General features: G+C 64.4%; 18 protein-coding genes. 10 read left to right on the plus strand and 8 right to left on the minus strand.

Annotated elements, in window-relative coordinates; translation table 11 throughout:
* The first annotated feature begins 105 nt into the window (after positions 1 to 105).
* A complete protein-coding gene (locus tag ACE10X_RS20895) occupies positions 106 to 999 on the plus strand; it encodes a dihydrodipicolinate synthase family protein (protein WP_038386789.1) in 894 nt (297 codons plus the stop codon).
* A 21-nt stretch (positions 1,000 to 1,020) separates the two neighbouring features.
* On the opposite strand, the gene ACE10X_RS20900 is transcribed toward ACE10X_RS20895, so the two are convergent.
* Positions 1,021 to 1,443: a DUF805 domain-containing protein gene (locus ACE10X_RS20900; RefSeq protein WP_038386790.1), complete on the minus strand. Its 423-nt coding sequence runs from the start codon at positions 1,441 to 1,443 to the stop codon at positions 1,021 to 1,023.
* Between the two features lie 245 nt (positions 1,444 to 1,688).
* Between ACE10X_RS20900 and ACE10X_RS20905 the strand changes: the two genes are divergently transcribed.
* The 4 genes from ACE10X_RS20905 (at position 1,689) to ACE10X_RS20920 (ending at position 4,150) form a co-directional block, all read left to right on the plus strand.
* A complete protein-coding gene (locus tag ACE10X_RS20905) occupies positions 1,689 to 2,111 on the plus strand; it encodes a chorismate mutase (protein ID WP_080583473.1) in 423 nt (140 codons plus the stop codon).
* 15 nt (positions 2,112 to 2,126) lie between these two features.
* Positions 2,127 to 2,318 carry a hypothetical protein gene (locus tag ACE10X_RS20910; protein ID WP_375764521.1) on the plus strand — a complete coding sequence of 64 codons (192 nt, stop codon included), beginning with the start codon at positions 2,127 to 2,129 and terminating at the stop codon, positions 2,316 to 2,318.
* 314 nt (positions 2,319 to 2,632) lie between these two features.
* On the plus strand, positions 2,633 to 3,025 hold the full coding sequence (locus ACE10X_RS20915; RefSeq protein WP_038386792.1) for a tautomerase family protein: 393 nt from the start codon (positions 2,633 to 2,635) through the stop codon (positions 3,023 to 3,025).
* Between the two features lie 120 nt (positions 3,026 to 3,145).
* Positions 3,146 to 4,150, plus strand: coding sequence for a catalase family peroxidase (locus ACE10X_RS20920; protein WP_038386793.1), 1,005 nt, complete (start codon positions 3,146 to 3,148; stop codon positions 4,148 to 4,150).
* Between the two features lie 198 nt (positions 4,151 to 4,348).
* On the opposite strand, the gene ACE10X_RS20925 is transcribed toward ACE10X_RS20920, so the two are convergent.
* The 3 genes from ACE10X_RS20925 to ACE10X_RS20935 form a co-directional block, all read right to left on the minus strand.
* Complete coding sequence (locus tag ACE10X_RS20925; protein ID WP_375764522.1) at positions 4,349 to 5,953, minus strand: M23 family peptidase; 1,605 nt, start codon at positions 5,951 to 5,953, stop codon at positions 4,349 to 4,351.
* Positions 5,954 to 6,081: 128 nt separating this feature from the next.
* Complete coding sequence (efp, locus tag ACE10X_RS20930) at positions 6,082 to 6,648, minus strand: elongation factor P (RefSeq protein WP_016844580.1); 567 nt, start codon at positions 6,646 to 6,648, stop codon at positions 6,082 to 6,084.
* Between the two features lie 164 nt (positions 6,649 to 6,812).
* Positions 6,813 to 7,010 (minus strand): hypothetical protein, encoded by a 198-nt coding sequence (locus ACE10X_RS20935; protein WP_038386798.1) that lies wholly within the window; start codon positions 7,008 to 7,010, stop codon positions 6,813 to 6,815.
* Between the two features lie 209 nt (positions 7,011 to 7,219).
* Between ACE10X_RS20935 and epmA the strand changes: the two genes are divergently transcribed.
* Genes epmA through ACE10X_RS20955 form a run of 4 tightly spaced genes read left to right on the plus strand, consistent with a single transcriptional unit; the run spans position 7,220 to position 9,869 of the window.
* Entirely contained in the window at positions 7,220 to 8,272 is a 1,053-nt protein-coding gene (epmA, locus tag ACE10X_RS20940; RefSeq protein WP_304555509.1) for an EF-P lysine aminoacylase EpmA, read from the plus strand.
* Entirely contained in the window at positions 8,269 to 9,360 is a 1,092-nt protein-coding gene (locus ACE10X_RS20945; RefSeq protein ID WP_038386800.1) for a lysine-2,3-aminomutase-like protein, read from the plus strand. The genes epmA and ACE10X_RS20945 overlap by 4 nt, the downstream gene beginning before the upstream one ends.
* A gap of 7 nt (positions 9,361 to 9,367) precedes the next feature.
* Positions 9,368 to 9,580: a hypothetical protein gene (locus tag ACE10X_RS20950; RefSeq protein ID WP_038386801.1), complete on the plus strand. Its 213-nt coding sequence runs from the start codon at positions 9,368 to 9,370 to the stop codon at positions 9,578 to 9,580.
* A gap of 22 nt (positions 9,581 to 9,602) precedes the next feature.
* Positions 9,603 to 9,869 carry a hypothetical protein gene (locus ACE10X_RS20955; RefSeq protein ID WP_028342111.1) on the plus strand — a complete coding sequence of 89 codons (267 nt, stop codon included), beginning with the start codon at positions 9,603 to 9,605 and terminating at the stop codon, positions 9,867 to 9,869.
* 66 nt (positions 9,870 to 9,935) lie between these two features.
* Here the strand turns inward: ACE10X_RS20955 and ACE10X_RS20960 are convergent, their stop codons facing one another.
* From ACE10X_RS20960 to ACE10X_RS20970, 3 genes are all read right to left on the minus strand, one after another.
* Entirely contained in the window at positions 9,936 to 11,021 is a 1,086-nt protein-coding gene (locus ACE10X_RS20960) for a 3-deoxy-7-phosphoheptulonate synthase (protein WP_038386802.1), read from the minus strand.
* Between the two features lie 234 nt (positions 11,022 to 11,255).
* The gene (locus ACE10X_RS20965; RefSeq protein WP_375764523.1) at positions 11,256 to 11,828 is read right to left on the minus strand and encodes an HdeD family acid-resistance protein; all 573 of its coding nucleotides are present in this window, start codon (positions 11,826 to 11,828) and stop codon (positions 11,256 to 11,258) included.
* Between the two features lie 51 nt (positions 11,829 to 11,879).
* The gene (locus ACE10X_RS20970) at positions 11,880 to 12,917 is read right to left on the minus strand and encodes a PrsW family glutamic-type intramembrane protease (protein ID WP_375764524.1); all 1,038 of its coding nucleotides are present in this window, start codon (positions 12,915 to 12,917) and stop codon (positions 11,880 to 11,882) included.
* 389 nt (positions 12,918 to 13,306) lie between these two features.
* Between ACE10X_RS20970 and ACE10X_RS20975 the strand changes: the two genes are divergently transcribed.
* Entirely contained in the window at positions 13,307 to 14,176 is an 870-nt protein-coding gene (locus tag ACE10X_RS20975; protein WP_244435912.1) for a sulfite exporter TauE/SafE family protein, read from the plus strand.
* A gap of 7 nt (positions 14,177 to 14,183) precedes the next feature.
* On the opposite strand, the gene ACE10X_RS20980 is transcribed toward ACE10X_RS20975, so the two are convergent.
* Positions 14,184 to 15,416, minus strand: coding sequence for a Zn-dependent hydrolase (locus tag ACE10X_RS20980; RefSeq protein WP_038386806.1), 1,233 nt, complete (start codon positions 15,414 to 15,416; stop codon positions 14,184 to 14,186).
* Positions 15,417 to 15,557 lie beyond the last annotated feature (141 nt).

Raw genomic sequence — 15,557 nt, forward strand, 5'->3', positions numbered from 1 at the left:
CAGTTTGGTGCCCAGTTCGCGTGAAACTGGACCTTGCGCGCGACGCGGCGCGTCGATTGATTGCGCGGCAGGTTACGGCGACAGCCGCCGACGAGGGACGAACCGATGATCAGTCTGAAGGGCCTCTCTGCCTTCCCGATAACGCCTTCGAACCGGGATGGACGAGTCGATGTGGGTGCGCTCCGCGCCTTGCTCGACCCCTTGGTTGCGGCGAAGGTAGATTCGGTCGGGCTGCTCGGAAGTACCGGCTCATATCCGTATTTCAGCCGCGATGAGCGGCGGCGCGCCGTGCAGGCGGCCACCGCCTTGGCAGACGGCAACACACCAATATTGGTTGGCATCGGCGCATTGCGCACCGACGATGCGGTGCGGCTGGCCCAGGATGCGCGCGATGCGGGCGCGACGGCAGGCCTGCTGGCGGCGGTTTCCTATACGCCGCTGACCGATGACGAGGTCTTTGAGCATTTTCAAACCGTGGCTCGCGAGAGCGGGTTGCCGATCTGCATCTATGACAATCCCGGAACGACTCATTTTCAATTTACGCCGGCGCTCATCGGCCGGTTGGGTCGTGTGGACGGAATCGTCGCGGTAAAAAGTCCGGCGCTGGATGCTTCGACCGTGGCGGGCCATCTCAGGGAATTGCGGGCTGTCGTTCCGGACGGCGTTGCGTTGGGTTACAGCGCCGACTGGAATTGCACCGAGGCGCTGCTGGCGGGCGCAGATGCCTGGTACAGCGTTGTCGCAGGAATCTTCCCGAAGGTCTGCGTGGACATCGTTCGCGCCGCGACGAGCGGCGATGCGGCCCGGGCGCGAGAGCTCAACGCGCGTCTGCGGCCGATTTGGGATCTGTTCAGGACATATTCCAGTCTGCGCGTCGTCTACGCACTTGCCAATCTCCGAGGGATCTGTGCGGCCGAGCCTCCACGTCCGATATTGCCGCTCCCCGCGGACGCTCAGAGGCGGGTCAAGGAGACGTTGGCGGCGATCGAGATCGATTAATCGAAACCGCGGCGCAAGGCGCTAGATGCCGGCGCGCGCCAGTGGGTTGCGGCCGAACCGGTTGTCACCCTTCGATCCCGGCAGCACGCTCAGCGTTGCGACGAGCGCCAGATAGGGGATCCAGTATTTGACGTGCAGCGCGGCGGCGAGGTGAGGAATGGCGAGGATCGTCAGCGCCCACCAGCCCGAGACGTTGAGGTCGTGCAGCCGCTTCACCAGGATCGCGGTGAACGGCCACAATGACAGCATGAGCAGCAAGCGCAGGACGGACAGGTCGTCGGCGGGCGGGCTGCTGTCGTAATACCGTGGACCGGGGTCGAGCCTTACGCCGATGCGAATGACGAGCATGTCGACCAGCACGAGGCCGAAAAATCCCAGGCCGAATTCCTGCCGGCTGATGCGGCCTTTCACCGAAAGAAAGAACCAGCTGAAGGTCGAGAGCATGCTTGGTTGTGGTCCAGCCTGAATGGGCATCTGATAGAGACTTGCGTCCGATGGTCAAAGCGGGACAGGTTCCTGCGGATTGCTGCTTCCATCATGATCATTCAAGCTGGCAATTGTCGCCGCGACATGGCGCGCATCGATGCGATTCCGAATGGAACCTGCGGTCGTTCCGCCCGTGGCATGGCTTCCATCAGCGCGCAAAATCGGCATAACAACCGTTAGGCGTGCTCGCTGGGAGGCGTTCGATGCGATTGCCGCTATTTCTGTTGGCGCTGCTGGTTCCTGCATTGGCCCGGGCCGAGGAACCCGCGACCAATGCGCCGGCGCTGTGGGGCAGCCCCACGGTCGACAACGGCGCCTGCTGCAAGACGCTTGGCGAGGTGCGCAGCAATATCGACAGGCTCGACCGCGAGATCGTGCGCCTGATGGCCGAGCGCGGCCGCTACGTACATGAAGCGGCCCGCTTCAAGGCCAACCCGGCGCAAGTCGAGGCGCCCGAGCGGGCCGAGGCGGTGGTGAAGAAGGCAATGACGCTGGCCGAACAGGACGGGCTGTCGCCCAAGGTCGCGGAAGCCGCCTATCGCGCGATGGTGCGCGCCTTCATCGACTACGAGCAAGGCATCTTCGCAGCCGCCGCGGCGCGCGGCGACGCGCCCTGGAAGAAATAGGCGGACGCGCTGATCATGCGGTACTCATTCCGGCGCGTGCTCGCAGGCGCGGCGTTCGTCCTGATCGGCTGCACGTTTGTATCGATCCCCGCGCTTGCCGAGCGGCGTGTCGCGCTCGTGATCGGCAATTCGGCCTATCGCAACACGGTGCAGCTTCCCAATCCGCGCGATGACACGGCCGACGTGGCGCGGATGCTACGTCACTGACGCCGGAGCTGCGCAAGGCTGTCGAACAGCGGCTGGCTCGCGCCGGCCTGCCAAGCGCACACCCGACGGCCACTATGGTCCAGATACGCTGGCTGCCCTGCAAAGCGCAGTACTTGCGAAGTAGTCGGCAAGCGCGTTGCGGTCATCGGTCTGTGACGCTGCGACGACACGTGTTCTGCGATTCAGATCGCAACCATCTCAGATAATAATTACTCTTTTGCTCTGCGGCATGCTTAAGCAAGCTGAGAGAGCGCGGTTCAATTTGTTCGTACCGAAGCTTTAAGTCTCCGGCAGATCAGCAAGGAGCCGTCAGCATGCCGTTTCTGCGTTTTGATTTGATCGAGGGAAGAAGCGACGCCGACATCCAAAAGCTGCTCGATGTCACGCACGAGGTGCTGGTCGAAACTCTCCACGTGCCGCAGCGCGACCGTTATCAGGTGGTGCATCTTCATCCGCGATCTCGCATTGTCGCACTCGATACGGGACTCAGTATCGACCGGACGGACAAGCTGGTGATGTTGCAACTGACCAGCCGTCCGCGCGACAGGGCGTTGAAGCTGGATTTCTATCGTGTTCTCGCCGAGAGGCTGTCGTCGGCCTGCGGGATCGCACCGAGTGACCTCGTCATCAATTTTGTGATCAATGACGATGAGGACTGGTCGTTCGGCATGGGGCGGGCACAGTTCATCACCGGCGAGCTGAAATAATTCCGCGGACGAGGCTTTCCGGTCCGTTCGATCTTGCGAGTCTTTCACGATCGATGTGGTCACTTCACGGCGGCGATGCCGTGAGCAGGCGATCGTTTTCTCTGGCGCTGGAGTCTGATCATGCTTCGCAGTTTGCCGCTGCTCATGCTCGCGATATCGCTGGGGCTTACCGGCGCCACCGGCGCCCAAACGCCAACCGGAGCGCTGGCTCCGCAGACGTCCACGCCGGAGCAGCTCGTCGATGCCTTGAACGGCGTGTTCGGTAAACATTCGGGTGCGCGCGCGGTCCATGCCAAGGGAATTGTGCTGGCGGGCACGTTCACGCCCGGCTATCAGGCATCAGCCGTCAGCAAGGCGCCGCATTTGCAGAATACGATGGTTCCTGTAACGGTTCGCTTCTCTGACTTTGCCGGAATTCCTGACATTCCCGATAATCAGGGATTGGCCAGCCCGCGGGGCTTCGCAATCAAGTTTAAGCTGCCCGATGGCAGCGACAGCGATATCGTGGCCCACTCTTTCAACGGCTTTCCTTCACCGACCGCGGACGACTTTCGCGAACTGCTGATTGCGTTGGCAAGCAGCGGTGCCACGGCGCCCAAGCCAACGCCGCTTGACAAGTACCTGGCGACGCACCCCGTCGCACAGACTTTCCTGACCGCGCCGAAACCGTCGCCCGAGAGCTATGGCACACTACCGTATTTTGGCGTCAACACGTTCAAGTTCGTCAATCGCGCCGGAAAGGTCACCCATGGCCGCTATCAATTCCAGCCGATGGCCGGCGCCCATTTCCTCAGCGACGAGGAGGCAGGAAAGAAGGCCGCAGACTATCTGAGCACGGAAATCCGTGCGCGGGTCGCGCAGGGGCCGGTTAATTTCAGGATGCTGCTCCAGGTCGCCGGGGCCGATGACAAGCTCGACGATCCGTCAACAGCCTGGCCCGACACGCGCCAGACCATCGAACTCGGTACGATTTCGATTACGAAAGCCGTCCAGGACAGTGACGCCGCCCAATGGCAATTGCTGTTTCTGCCGAACGCGCTTCCGTCCGGCATCGAGGTGCAGGATCCGATGATCGATGCGCGGTCGGCCGTGTATCCGGTCTCGTACTCTCGCCGGCAGGAATAGCCGTCGCCGTCGGCTGCGCCGAGCGCCATGGCGGTGGGCGTTTGCACAATTTCGGAATAATGGAATAGTGCCGCTGATTTGCCCGACGTGTCAAGTTGTCGTGTCGAACGACGGCAGCCGCCGGCTACTTTGCATGGGGTTGTTTTCGATATTTTGGCAGTGCGCCCCGAACCGGTGTCCCCTTCGCTCGACAACATTCTAATTGCCGCCACCCTCCTGGGTGTCGATGCGATGCAAGACGTCGTCGGGCAGGGCATGGGCCACGGCGGCCGCAGGTCCGGGCTCCGGTCCGATCTCGCGGCCGCGGCCGCGGATCAGCCGCTCATAGGCCGACACCAGCGTGGTGTAGGGATTGACCCACAGCCAGCCGTCGCGCGTGAACACCTGGACGTCGAAATGCAGATGCCGCGACGTGCCGTTGGGGTGGTCGAGATAGTTCGAGACCACGCCGATCTTCTCGCCCTCGCTGACGCGGCGTCCGTTGAGCAGGCCGTCGCCATCCATCACTGACGGGTTCATGTGCATGTAGCGGAAGCGGACGTGCTCGGTGCGGGTGTTGACCTGCAATGTCGCGGCCTGCTGTTGCGGCGAGCGGATCACGATGCTGTCGCGCACCGCAACGACCGCCTGCTGCTTGGGGTCGCAACCATCCTTGCTGTCGACAGGACATGCGCCGGGGCGGATGTCCTGGCCCTGATGGCCGTAGCCGCTGGCACATTGGCCGACCTCGAAGCTGCGCGCCTCGCAGAAATTGTCCTGCCAGGGATACGCGTCGACGGCCGCGCCGGGCTTGCGCCTGGCGAAGGATTGCGAGTGGGCGAAGGCCGGCGCCTTCTCGAGCGGAAAGCGGATCTGCGAATAGACGGTGAAGTCGGCGTGACCGCCTTGTTGCCTGCGGCCGCCGCTGCCTGCGACGATGTCGCCGCTCGGGTGGTAGGTGAAGTCGGCGGATTGCGCGGCGGGCCGCTCGGCGATGTCGGAGGCGACGTCACTGCGTGGCCGTGACGGCTGGCCGCCGGCGATGCGCAGGGCCTTCAGAAAGCGCTCGACGACCGGATAGGCCTCGCGGCAGGCCAGCCGCTTCGGCCGCGGCGCGCTGTCGAGGCACTGGATCGACACGACATAGGGAATCCCGAAGCGGGTGAAGGCGTAGCGGACATAGCCCTCGCGAATGAAGCGGCGCAGGTCCGGAAACTGCGCGGCCAGCGTCTTGACCGGCTCGCCCTTGCCGCCGAGCCGGTCGGCGAGGTCGTAGACCAGGATCGAGCCGGAAATCTGCACCTCGACCGGCTTCGCAAATGTTCGCGGCGGCATGCCGTCACCGGCGCCGGGGTCGAGCGAGAACACGGCATCGTAGCCCGACGCACCGGCATGGAAGAAATCGACCGCGCGGAAGTCGGCTTGGTAGCGCGCGATCGACAGGCTGTCCGGCACACCGTTTTGCCGCGCGTCGAGATAGCTGGCGGGATCGAACGGCAGCAGCACCGGGATCGGGCTCTGCGCGATGCCGGGAAACAGCGGCGCTGTCACCGCGTTCAACTGCACCAGCGCAGGCGTCGCCCGCGGATCGGTGGAAGGAACGCGGCGTTGTCCGGCGAAAGTGAACCCGGCGGCGACGGCCGGGCGGCTGCCGATCTCCTGCCGCAACTGGTCGAGCACGGCTCGCCATTCGACCCGCATGGCCGAGATCGATGGCGTTCGGAACTCGTCGGCATGCGCGCCGGGAAGAGGCGCGAGCAGGGCTGCCAGCCAGCAACTGACGAAGCTGACCACCTTCCTGCTCACTGCACTCCCCGGGCTCATGTCTGATCGCCCGAGAGACTAAAGCAAGTTCCGGAAAAGTGTGTAGCGGTTTTCGGTAAAGTTGATGCTTAACCAACAAGTTGAGGCGGGGTGACGATTCATTTCAAATCCCACCGCGCCTCAAGCGCTCAGTCCTTGGCGCGTTCGACGTAGGAACCGTCCTCGGTCATCACCACGATGCGGGTGCCCGTGGTGATGTGCGGCGGCACGCCGGTGCGCAGGCCGTTGGACAGCATGGCCGGCTTGTAGGACGAGGAGGCGGTCTGGCCCTTGGTCACGGGCTCGGTCTCGACCACTTCCAGCGTCACGCGCTGCGGCAGCTGGATCGCGACCGGGTTGCCCTCGTGCATCGAGAGCTTAACGGTCATGTTCTCTTGCAGATACGGCGCAGACGAGCCGACGATTTCCTTGGAGACCTGGACCTGGTCGTAGTTGTCGTTGTTCATGAAGTGGAAGCCGTCGCCATCTTCATAGAGGTAGTTGTAGTTGTGGTCCTCGACGGTGGCCTTCTCGACCTGATCGGTGGTCTTGTAGCGCTCCGAGACCTTCACGCCGTCGCCGATGCGGCGCATTTCGATCTGGCTGACCGGGGTGCCCTTGCCGGGATGAATGTTCTCGGCGGAAAGGACCACATAGAGCTTGCCGTCCTGCTCGATGACGTTGCCCTTGCGGATGGAACTGGCGATGACTTTCAAAGGTGTTTTCCTGAATTTGAGAGCCTAAGGGCGCCAACCGGATCGGCAGCCCCTCGGCCATGGCGGCGATTTCGGGCTGCAACATACTGATTTGTCCCTGAGATGCCAGTCTTTTGCGGCCGAATTCGCAAGGTTGCGAACCGTCCCGGCCGCGCCGATCGGCCCTATTTTCGGGCCGGATCGGGCGTTTTCGGTGCGGTCCGGTTGTGCTCGGCAAAGCTCGCAGGAACCGAGAATGTGCCGGTCTTCAGATCGTAGAGGCAGCGCCAGTCCTCGACCCGGGGGAGAGGCGTTTCCTCTCCTTGGATGTCGAACGACAGGCCGATCACGAGGTAACGGCTATCCGGCCAATGCTGGCCCATCGAGGTTGTCAGAGCCGTCGTTCAGGTTCAGCCAGGCGCGCACATGGACAAGGTGCGCGTCTTTCGACAAGAAGGGATCAGCCTCGCCGCATTCGGCGGGGGTTGGGGCTGTGCAGGCTTATGAACTTGTGTGGAATCAATCGGTTGTGCAAGACTCTTGAGTGCGGATGGCGGCTCGTTGATGTTGAATCCATGAGGATGCTCTGGCGATGACAGCTCATGACCAGCCGTCGCGGTGGTGGACGCCGTCGCGCTACGCCGATCGCAGGCCGTTCCTGCAGGCGCGGGCCGCGATCACGCGAGCGGTGCGCGCTTGGTTCGAGGAGCAGGGATTTGCCGAGGTCGAGACCGCGATCCTGCAGATCTCGCCGGGCAACGAGACACACCTGCACGCTCCCCGCACCGAGCTCAGGCAGACCGATGGCTCGCATGTGCCGCGCTATCTGCGCACCTCGCCGGAGTTCGCCTGCAAGAAGCTGCTCGCGGCCGGCGAGCCGAAGATTTACGAGTTCGCGCGGGTGTTCCGCGACCGCGAGCGCGGCGACCTGCATCTGCCCGAATTCACCATGCTGGAATGGTACCGCGCCAATGCCGGCTATGACGCCATCATGGCCGACACGATCGTCGTGATCGCCCATGCGGCGCAGGCGACCGGGATCGGGCGGTTTTCATTCCGTGGCAGGATGGCCGATCCCTTTGCCGATCCGGAATTGCTGACGGTCGCGGCAGCTTTCGAGCGCTTCGCCGGCATCGATCTGTTGGCGACGATCACGGGCGGCGCGGGCGATCGCGAGGCGCTTGCGGCGGCGGCAGCAGCGCGGGTGCGGGTTGCAGATGACGACACCTGGTCCGATATCTTCAGCAAGGTGCTGGTCGAGCATGTCGAGCCCCAACTGGGGCAGGGCCGTCTGACGGTGCTGTTCGAATATCCGTCGCCAGAGGCCGCGCTGGCGCGCACCAAGGCCGGCGATCCTGATGTCGCCGAGCGTTTCGAGGTCTATGCCTGCGGCGTCGAGCTTGCCAACGGCTTCGGCGAGCTGACCGATGCGGCCGAGCAGCGCCATCGTTTCACCGCAGCGATGGACGAGAAGGCCCGCCGTTATGGCGAGCGCTATCCGCTCGACGACGATTTCCTTGCGGCGGTCGGCCAGATGCCGGAAGCCAGCGGCGTCGCGCTCGGCTTCGACCGGCTGGTGATGCTGGCGAGCGGCGCGCCACGAATTGATCAGGTGGTCTGGACACCGCCTGCGGGAGAGACATGAACAGGATCGATCCAAAACTGGCGGCGACATTGCGACAGCCGCGCGAGCTGGTCGATGCCGGGCTCGCGCCGGTCGCAGCACTTGCCGGGCTCGAGCGGGTCGCTGCGCGCTACGCGGTCGCCGTGACGCCGGAGCTCGCCGCGCTGATCGATCCGGCCGATCCCGCCGACCCGATCGCGCGGCAGTTCATCCCGAGCGCCGACGAACTCGTCGAGCAGCCGGGCGAGAACGCCGATCCGATCGGCGACGATGCGCATTCGCCGGTCGCCGGAATCGTGCATCGCTATCCCGATCGGGTGTTGTTCAAACTCGTCCATGTCTGCGCGGTGTATTGCCGGTTCTGTTTCCGGCGCGAAATGGTCGGGCCGGGAAAGGCCTCGGCCTTGTCCGATGACGCCTACCGCGCGGCGCTGGATTACATCCGCAGCTATCCGGAGATTTGGGAAGTCATCCTGACCGGCGGCGATCCCTTGATGCTGTCGCCGCGCAGGCTGACCGAGATTATGGCCGATCTCGCCGGGATCGATCATGTGAAGATCGTTCGTCTCCACACCCGTGTTCCGATCGCCGATCCGGGCCGTATCAATCCCGAGATGGTCGCGGCATTGCGGGTCGAGGGCGCGACGACCTGGATTGCGATCCACGCCAACCATCCGCGTGAGCTGAGCACCAATGCCCGCGCGGCGTGCGCGCGCCTTGCAGACGCCGGCATTCCCCTGGTGAGCCAGTCCGTCCTGCTGCGCGGCGTCAATGACGATGCTGCGACGCTCGAGGCGCTGATGCGTGGCTTCGTGGAGTGCCGGATCAAGCCCTATTATCTGCATCACGGCGACCTTGCGCCCGGCACTGCGCATTTGCGCACCACGATCGAAGCCGGGCAGGAATTGATGCGGGCGTTGCGCGGGCGTGTCTCCGGACTTTGTCAGCCGGATTATGTGCTCGACATCCCCGGCGGCCACGGCAAGGCGCCGATCGGCCCGAGCTATTTGTCGCAGCCGGCTTCCCGCGAACGTGAAGATCCGGTGGAACAGCGCTACCGTATCGTCGATTATTGCGGCGACGTTCATCTTTACCCGCCGCAATCCTGAGGCGGCGATGAGCGGGGCCAGGGACGGACGGCAGGAGCCGCCCGAGGACGAGGGCAACCGCAGCATCGAAAATGCTGTGATGTTCGGCTTCTTTGTCGTGCTGGTCGCCGCGGGAATCTGGCTCCTTGGCACGATGGCCGATATACGGAAGGTACAGGATTGCGCAGCGCAGGGGCGACGCAACTGTGCTACCGTCGAGGTCCCGGAACGGGCGCGATAGGGTTGAGAAGCGGAGACGCGAGATGCGGAAGACAGTTTTGTTGATGGCTCTGATGATGGTTGCGGCCGGAGCGCCCCAGCTTGGCACGTCCCAGGCATGGGCGCAGCAGCAGGGCGGATCGTCCTCCATGCAGAAGGGCGGGACGGTCCCGGAGGCGCCGATCGGACATCGTCAGCCACGCCGCGGGGACGTTGGCAACGAGAAGAACATTAGCGATCCGAACAGTCAGGCCAACAAGGAAGACGCGGCGCTCGACAAGAAGATCAAGAGCATCTGCCGCGGCTGCTAAGCCACGGAAGAGACCGGCGGAGCGCGATGTACGCCCCGCCGGCAACGCTCAATCCGTCCGGCCGCGTCAGGCCGAACGCTCCTGCAGGCCGTCACGCCGCACACTGCGCCTTGCGTCGACGGCATCGGCCAGCTGCTTCAGCACGTCAGCCGTCGTCCCGAGGTCGATGCAGCCATCCGTGATGCTCTGGCCGTAGGTCAGCGCCTTGCCCGGCACGACGTCCTGGCGTCCCGCAACAAGATTGCTCTCGATCATCACGCCGATGATGCGCTGTTCGCCGCCTGCGACCTGGCGCGCGATGTCGGCGGCAACTGCCGGCTGGTTCTCCGGCTTCTTGCTGCTGTTGGCGTGGCTGGTGTCGATCATCAGCCGCGCTGCGACACCAGCGCGGCCGAGCTCGGCGACGGCAGCATCGACGCTCGCGGCATCATAGTTCGGCGCCCGGCCGCCACGCAGGATGACGTGGCAGTCTTCGTTGCCGCTGGTGGCGGCGATCGCCGAACGGCCGCCCTTTGTGACCGCCATGAAGTGATGCGGGTGCGAGGCCGACTTCACCGCGTCCGCCGCGATCCGCACGCCGCCGTCGGTGCTGTTCTTGAAGCCGACCGGGCAGGACAGCCCGGAAGCCAGCTCGCGATGGATCTGGCTCTCCGTGGTGCGTGCGCCGATCGCGGCCCAGGAGACCAGATCGGCGATGTACTGCGGCGTCGTCATGTCGAGGAATTCGGTGCCGGCCGGCAGGCCGAGATTGTTCACCGCCGACAGCACGTTGCGGGCGAGCCGCAGGCCCTTGTTGATGTCGAAGCTGCCGTCGAGATCGGGATCGTTGATCAGCCCCTTCCAGCCGACGGTGGTGCGCGGCTTCTCGAAATAGACCCGCATCACGATCTCGAGGCGGTCGGCGAGCTGTTCGCGCAGGCTGGCGAGGCGCTCGGCGTAGTCGACGGCCGCCGCGGGATCGTGGATGGAGCAGGGGCCGACGACGACCAGCAGGCGGTCATCGGTGCCGTTCAGGATCGCGTGGACGGCATTGCGGGCGCCCATCACGACCCGGGTCGCCGTCAGGGTGCGCGGGACCTCCCGCATCACCTCTTCGGGCGTACTGAGCTCTTTCAATTCCTTGATGCGAAGATCGTCTGTCGTACTCAACACGGCTGGCTCCTTTGGAGTTCGGGACCTGCCGGCACAAAAAAGCCGCCAGGTCTGGCGGCTTGTTTTGGACGTTTGCTGCAATTCTTCAGATTGAGCGCGATCCTCCTGCCGCCAGCGAGCTGTCGTAGCTAAAGTACCAAAAATAGCTGGTGGCTGATGTGATCATGGGTCGGCTCTATAGCGCAGGGATTTGGGGCTGTCACCCCCCAAAAGCAAGCCCCCCGCGGTTCGGCGTCAGGTGTTGCGCGCCGCCAACGCCATGCCGATCAGGGTCGCACCGCCGAACATCAGATTGAGGCCGACGAGGAGGCCGATCGCCCATCCCGCGGATTCCGGCAAGCCGGCGATGATGAAGAAGGCGATCACGACGTCCATCAGGCCGGCGATCAGCAGCCAGGACCAGCGTCCCGACAATTCGCGGCGGTGCTCCAGCGCGTACATGATGGCGGCGACGCCCTCGGCGACGAAATAGGCGCCGACCACGATGGTCAACGTCAGCACGCCCTGCATCGGACGGGCGAGCAGCACCATGCCGGCCAGCACGGCGAGCGCGGCCGAAATCAGCGACCACCAGAAGCCCGGCATGTTGCGCGCCCAGAACGTCACGATCAGCCCGCCGATCCCTGAGATCAGGAACATCCAGCCGAGGAAGATGGTGACGGCGAGGCTCGCGAAGGTCGGCACGATCATCGCGGCAATGCCGAGGATCACGAGCAGGATGCCTTCGAACAGGAACGCCTTCCAGTGCGCCTTCACCGCGGCCTGCATTTCCGATCGCAGCTTGTCGAGGTCGTTGGACAGGGTCATCGCGGCTCTCCGGATCTGCGAACGTAAAGGCTGCGCGCGTGCGGCGTGATCCTAACTCTGGCTCGGTGCGGACGGAAAGCCCTCCGAGGCGGTCCGCATCCGGTTGCGGCCGAGGAAGTAGACCGCGGTGGTCGCGATCAGCAGCGCCAGTCCGATCAGGATCGAGGTGAAGCCGATCGGGACCAGGATGAACGACGCATTGCGTTCGGGATTGACGTACCAATGATGCAGCGAGGTGAGCAGGAAGGAGACGCCGGCAAAGCCGGCGCCGCCGCCGATCAGCAGCAGCGCCCACATCCGCCGCAGCTGGCTGAGCCGCTCGCGCGCAACGTCGGTGCGCGGCGCATGATGCTTGCCGAGGCGTCGCACCAGGCGGATCGCAAAGCCGATCGAGGAGAAGCCGATCAGCACGCTGGCCGAGCCGAGCAGCAGCCGCGTGGTCGAGCCGAGATCGGGGATGCGCTGGAGCGCGAGCAGCGGAAAATCGAACGCCGCGTGCAGCGCGACCGGTGCGACCAGCACCAGCGCCCAGTTCGTCATGCGCGCCCAGTCGCGGTGACCCCGGTAGGCGCCGAGCGCGCCGCCGGACCGCGCGATCGCAAGATAGGCGCCGGCGATGATGCCGAGCGCGCCGTGGAACGGCACCGTGAGCACGCTGCGCAACGCGGCGAGCGCGCGCCACATGTCCTTGTGCTGGACCAGATAGGCGAGGTTCTCATAGGCGGCAAATCCAAGTCCGGCGGCCGCGCCATAGACCACCGTATCCATCGGATCGGCGAACGCGCGGCGCCGCGTCGAGATGACGACGATGACGAGCACCTTGACGATCTCCTCCGGTGCGGCGACCCCGAAGGCTGCACGCACCGCCTGCGTCGCCCAGGGATTGTCGGGAATGGCGAGCAGCGCATTGAACGGAATTCGCGCCAGGCCGAGCAGCGAGATGCTGGCCGCGCCGAGCACGAAGGCGAGCCACACCTGCACCGGCGGTCCGGGGCGCTCGTCGGCGGCGATGACGAGCCACAACACCAGCAATGCGGGGGCAATGGCGGCGGCGCCGATGACGGTTGGAAGCGACTCAAGCAACAACATGAGCCGGACGGGCCCCTTTGATGGCACCAAAGCGATGCGTGCCGAAGAAATGGCAGCAAGTTCAGCGGATTGCAAATCGGTCTGATGCCGTTCTCGTGACCAATATGCCACGGTGCCTTGCGAAAGCGGGTTGGAAAGGTGCCGTTGCGGGCCTTGATCAGCTCAAGGCCGAGGGCGGCTCCCGGACAGGTTCCTGACGGCGGCAGGCCCATGGCGTTTCCAGGCGCAGGAGCTTTGGTACCCCGACGATGGATGGGATCGCGACCTGTGGGTCCAATCAGCTTTCGGCACCGCGTTCCCTTCGTTGGGCTATAATGCCGTGGGCAAGGCGACTGATCCGGTAAAAGCCAGAGATGCTTTCGATTGATTCTGCTGTGAGCGTTCTTGCCGTGATCGCGCTGTTTGCGGCGTTTGTGAATGGCGCGCTTGGTTACGGGTTTTCCTCGCTCACGGTGCCGGTCGCGCTCGTCTTCTACACCAACCGCGTCCTCAATCCCGCGGTGGTCCTCGTCGAAGTCTTCGTCAATCTGTATGTTCTGTGCATCAACCTGAGCGGTGTTCCGGCCGTGTGGCGGCGCGTGCTGCCTATTCTCATCGGCATGCTGCCCGGCATCGCGGTCGGAGCCTTTGCGCTGACGTCGCTTCAGCCCGGCTGGACCAAGTTCGCCACCTACTCGATCATTCTGCCGCTCATTCTGCTGCAGGCGGCCGGTTGGCGGAGGCCGATCCAGTCGAAATGGCTGGTCGGTCTGCCTTTTGGAACGATGCTCGGGGTCTTGTACTCGGTCACGACCATTTCGGGCCCGCCGCTGGCGATCCTTTTCAACAATCAGGGCCTCGTCAAAGATGAGTTTCGGGCCGGTCTCGCACTGGTTCGGGTGACGGAGTCCAGCCTGACCGCAATCGCGTACTACAAGCTCGGTCTGTTCATCGACGAGAGCCGGAGCCTCTTGTTCGTGCTCGTTCCCTGCGTTGTCCTCGGCATACCGTTCGGTGCCTGGCTGATCCGGCGGCTGGACGCCGAGACGTTTCGCCGGATCTGCATGAGCTTTGATGCGTGGGTCGTGGGATTCGGCCTGTCGCGCGTGTTGATCGAAGTGAAGCTGATGGAAAGCCCGTGGGCCTACAGCGTCATGGCCGGCACGATCCTGATCGACGTCTGCTTGTTGTACGTCTTCTTCACCGCGAGGAGAGGCACCGTGCAGAACTCGCACGCGCTGGCTTCGCTGAAGTCCGGCAACCGGGGCGGTCCGACCTGAAGGTGCTTTAACCTGCGAGCAGGCGCCGGCAGGTTTCGACAAACACCTCGGCCCCCGTGACGATATCGGCGTCGTCGGTGTTCTCGCTCCAGTGATGGCTGATGCCGCCGATCGACGGCACGAACAGCATCGCCGCCGGCATGATGGTGGCGAGGACCTGGGCGTCATGGCCGGCGCCGCTCGGCATGCGGATTGATTTGCCGCCGGCGCAGGCTGCGCTCGCGGCTTCGATCGCATCCTGGAATGCGGGCGTCATCATCGCCGGCACCCCGGTGCGGATGCGCTCAACCTTCACGCCGCAACGGCCTTGAGCGGTGGCCTCGGCCGCCAGGCGATGCAGCTGTTGTTCGAGGCGGGCGATCATCTCGGGATTGTCGTCGCGGATCTGGAACAGCATCTCGGCGCCGCCTGGAATGATGCTCGGCGCGCCCGGGTCCAGCGTGATGCGGCCGGTGGTCCACACCGTGCGCGGTCCCGACAGGGCAGGGAAGCTATCGTCGATCGCGACGCAGAACCGCGCCAGTGCCAGGCCGGCGTCCCTGCGCACCGCCATCCGCGTGGTGCCGGCATGGTTCTGCTCGCCGGTGAACGTGATGCGATATTGCCAGATGCCGACGATCGAGGTGACGACGCCGATCTTGAGCCGGCTGCCTTCCAGCGTGTCGCCTTGCTCGATATGCGCTTCGAGATAGCCGATGTGGCGGCCGGCCTCGGCGTTGAGGCGCGGGCGACCGGCGAAGCCTGCGTCGCGCAATGCATCGCGCATGGTGCGATCGCTGGAGCGGTCGCGGGCTGCATCGATGTCGGCTTCGGTCACCGCGCCGACAAACGACCGGCTGCCGAGGAAACTGCCGAAATGTCCTTCCTCGTCGCACCACGCGGCGACCTCGACCGCGCCGTTCGCGTCCGGATCGGTATTGATGACGCGCGCCGCCTCCAGCGCGTAGATCACGCCGAGCGGCCCATCGAGCCAGCCCGCATGGTTCTGGCTCTCCAGATGCGAGCCTGCGAGCAGCTTTGGTCCCGTCTTTGCGCTGGAGCCGAGCACATTGCCGATGCCGTCGATCGTTGCGGTGAGATTGGCGTCGGGCAAACGCGCCGCGAGCCAGTCGAGCGAGCGCAGATGCGGTTCGGAGAATGTCGGCTTGTGCACGCCGGTCTTGTAGGCGCCGATCGCGCGCAGCGCGTTGAGATCGGCGAGCACGCGCTTGCCGTCGAAGCGACCGTTGATGCCTGGCATGATTGGACTCCGGATTGCCGTCTTGATTTCGCGTCTTGATTTGCGCCTCGATTTGCTCCTTGGCGCCTCAATCCCGTCTTGATGCCGTCGTGGTTGGGTGCGACGGAACAATCAGGGCAAACGATTTCTTAGCGGTTCTGC

Origin of the sequence: Bradyrhizobium sp. Pha-3 (genome assembly GCF_042258325.1) — a bacterium.
In the GTDB taxonomy this organism is placed as follows: Bacteria; Pseudomonadota; Alphaproteobacteria; order Rhizobiales; family Xanthobacteraceae; genus Bradyrhizobium; species Bradyrhizobium elkanii.

What these genes read in the sequence shown, in the direction of transcription:
- ACE10X_RS20895 (WP_038386789.1), top strand. Translation starts at nt 106, where the DNA reads ATGATCAGTCTGAAGGGCCTCTCTGCCTTCCCGATAACGCCTTCGAAC.
- ACE10X_RS20900 (WP_038386790.1), bottom strand. Translation starts at nt 1,443, where the DNA reads ATGCTCTCGACCTTCAGCTGGTTCTTTCTTTCGGTGAAAGGCCGCATC.
- ACE10X_RS20905 (WP_080583473.1), top strand. Translation starts at nt 1,689, where the DNA reads ATGCGATTGCCGCTATTTCTGTTGGCGCTGCTGGTTCCTGCATTGGCC.
- ACE10X_RS20910 (WP_375764521.1), top strand. Translation starts at nt 2,127, where the DNA reads ATGCGGTACTCATTCCGGCGCGTGCTCGCAGGCGCGGCGTTCGTCCTG.
- ACE10X_RS20915 (WP_038386792.1), top strand. Translation starts at nt 2,633, where the DNA reads ATGCCGTTTCTGCGTTTTGATTTGATCGAGGGAAGAAGCGACGCCGAC.
- ACE10X_RS20920 (WP_038386793.1), top strand. Translation starts at nt 3,146, where the DNA reads ATGCTTCGCAGTTTGCCGCTGCTCATGCTCGCGATATCGCTGGGGCTT.
- ACE10X_RS20925 (WP_375764522.1), bottom strand. Translation starts at nt 5,953, where the DNA reads ATGAGCCCGGGGAGTGCAGTGAGCAGGAAGGTGGTCAGCTTCGTCAGT.
- ACE10X_RS20935 (WP_038386798.1), bottom strand. Translation starts at nt 7,010, where the DNA reads ATGGGCCAGCATTGGCCGGATAGCCGTTACCTCGTGATCGGCCTGTCG.
- epmA (WP_304555509.1), top strand. Translation starts at nt 7,220, where the DNA reads ATGACAGCTCATGACCAGCCGTCGCGGTGGTGGACGCCGTCGCGCTAC.
- ACE10X_RS20945 (WP_038386800.1), top strand. Translation starts at nt 8,269, where the DNA reads ATGAACAGGATCGATCCAAAACTGGCGGCGACATTGCGACAGCCGCGC.
- ACE10X_RS20950 (WP_038386801.1), top strand. Translation starts at nt 9,368, where the DNA reads ATGAGCGGGGCCAGGGACGGACGGCAGGAGCCGCCCGAGGACGAGGGC.
- ACE10X_RS20955 (WP_028342111.1), top strand. Translation starts at nt 9,603, where the DNA reads ATGCGGAAGACAGTTTTGTTGATGGCTCTGATGATGGTTGCGGCCGGA.
- ACE10X_RS20965 (WP_375764523.1), bottom strand. Translation starts at nt 11,828, where the DNA reads ATGACCCTGTCCAACGACCTCGACAAGCTGCGATCGGAAATGCAGGCC.
- ACE10X_RS20970 (WP_375764524.1), bottom strand. Translation starts at nt 12,917, where the DNA reads ATGTTGTTGCTTGAGTCGCTTCCAACCGTCATCGGCGCCGCCGCCATT.
- ACE10X_RS20980 (WP_038386806.1), bottom strand. Translation starts at nt 15,416, where the DNA reads ATGCCAGGCATCAACGGTCGCTTCGACGGCAAGCGCGTGCTCGCCGAT.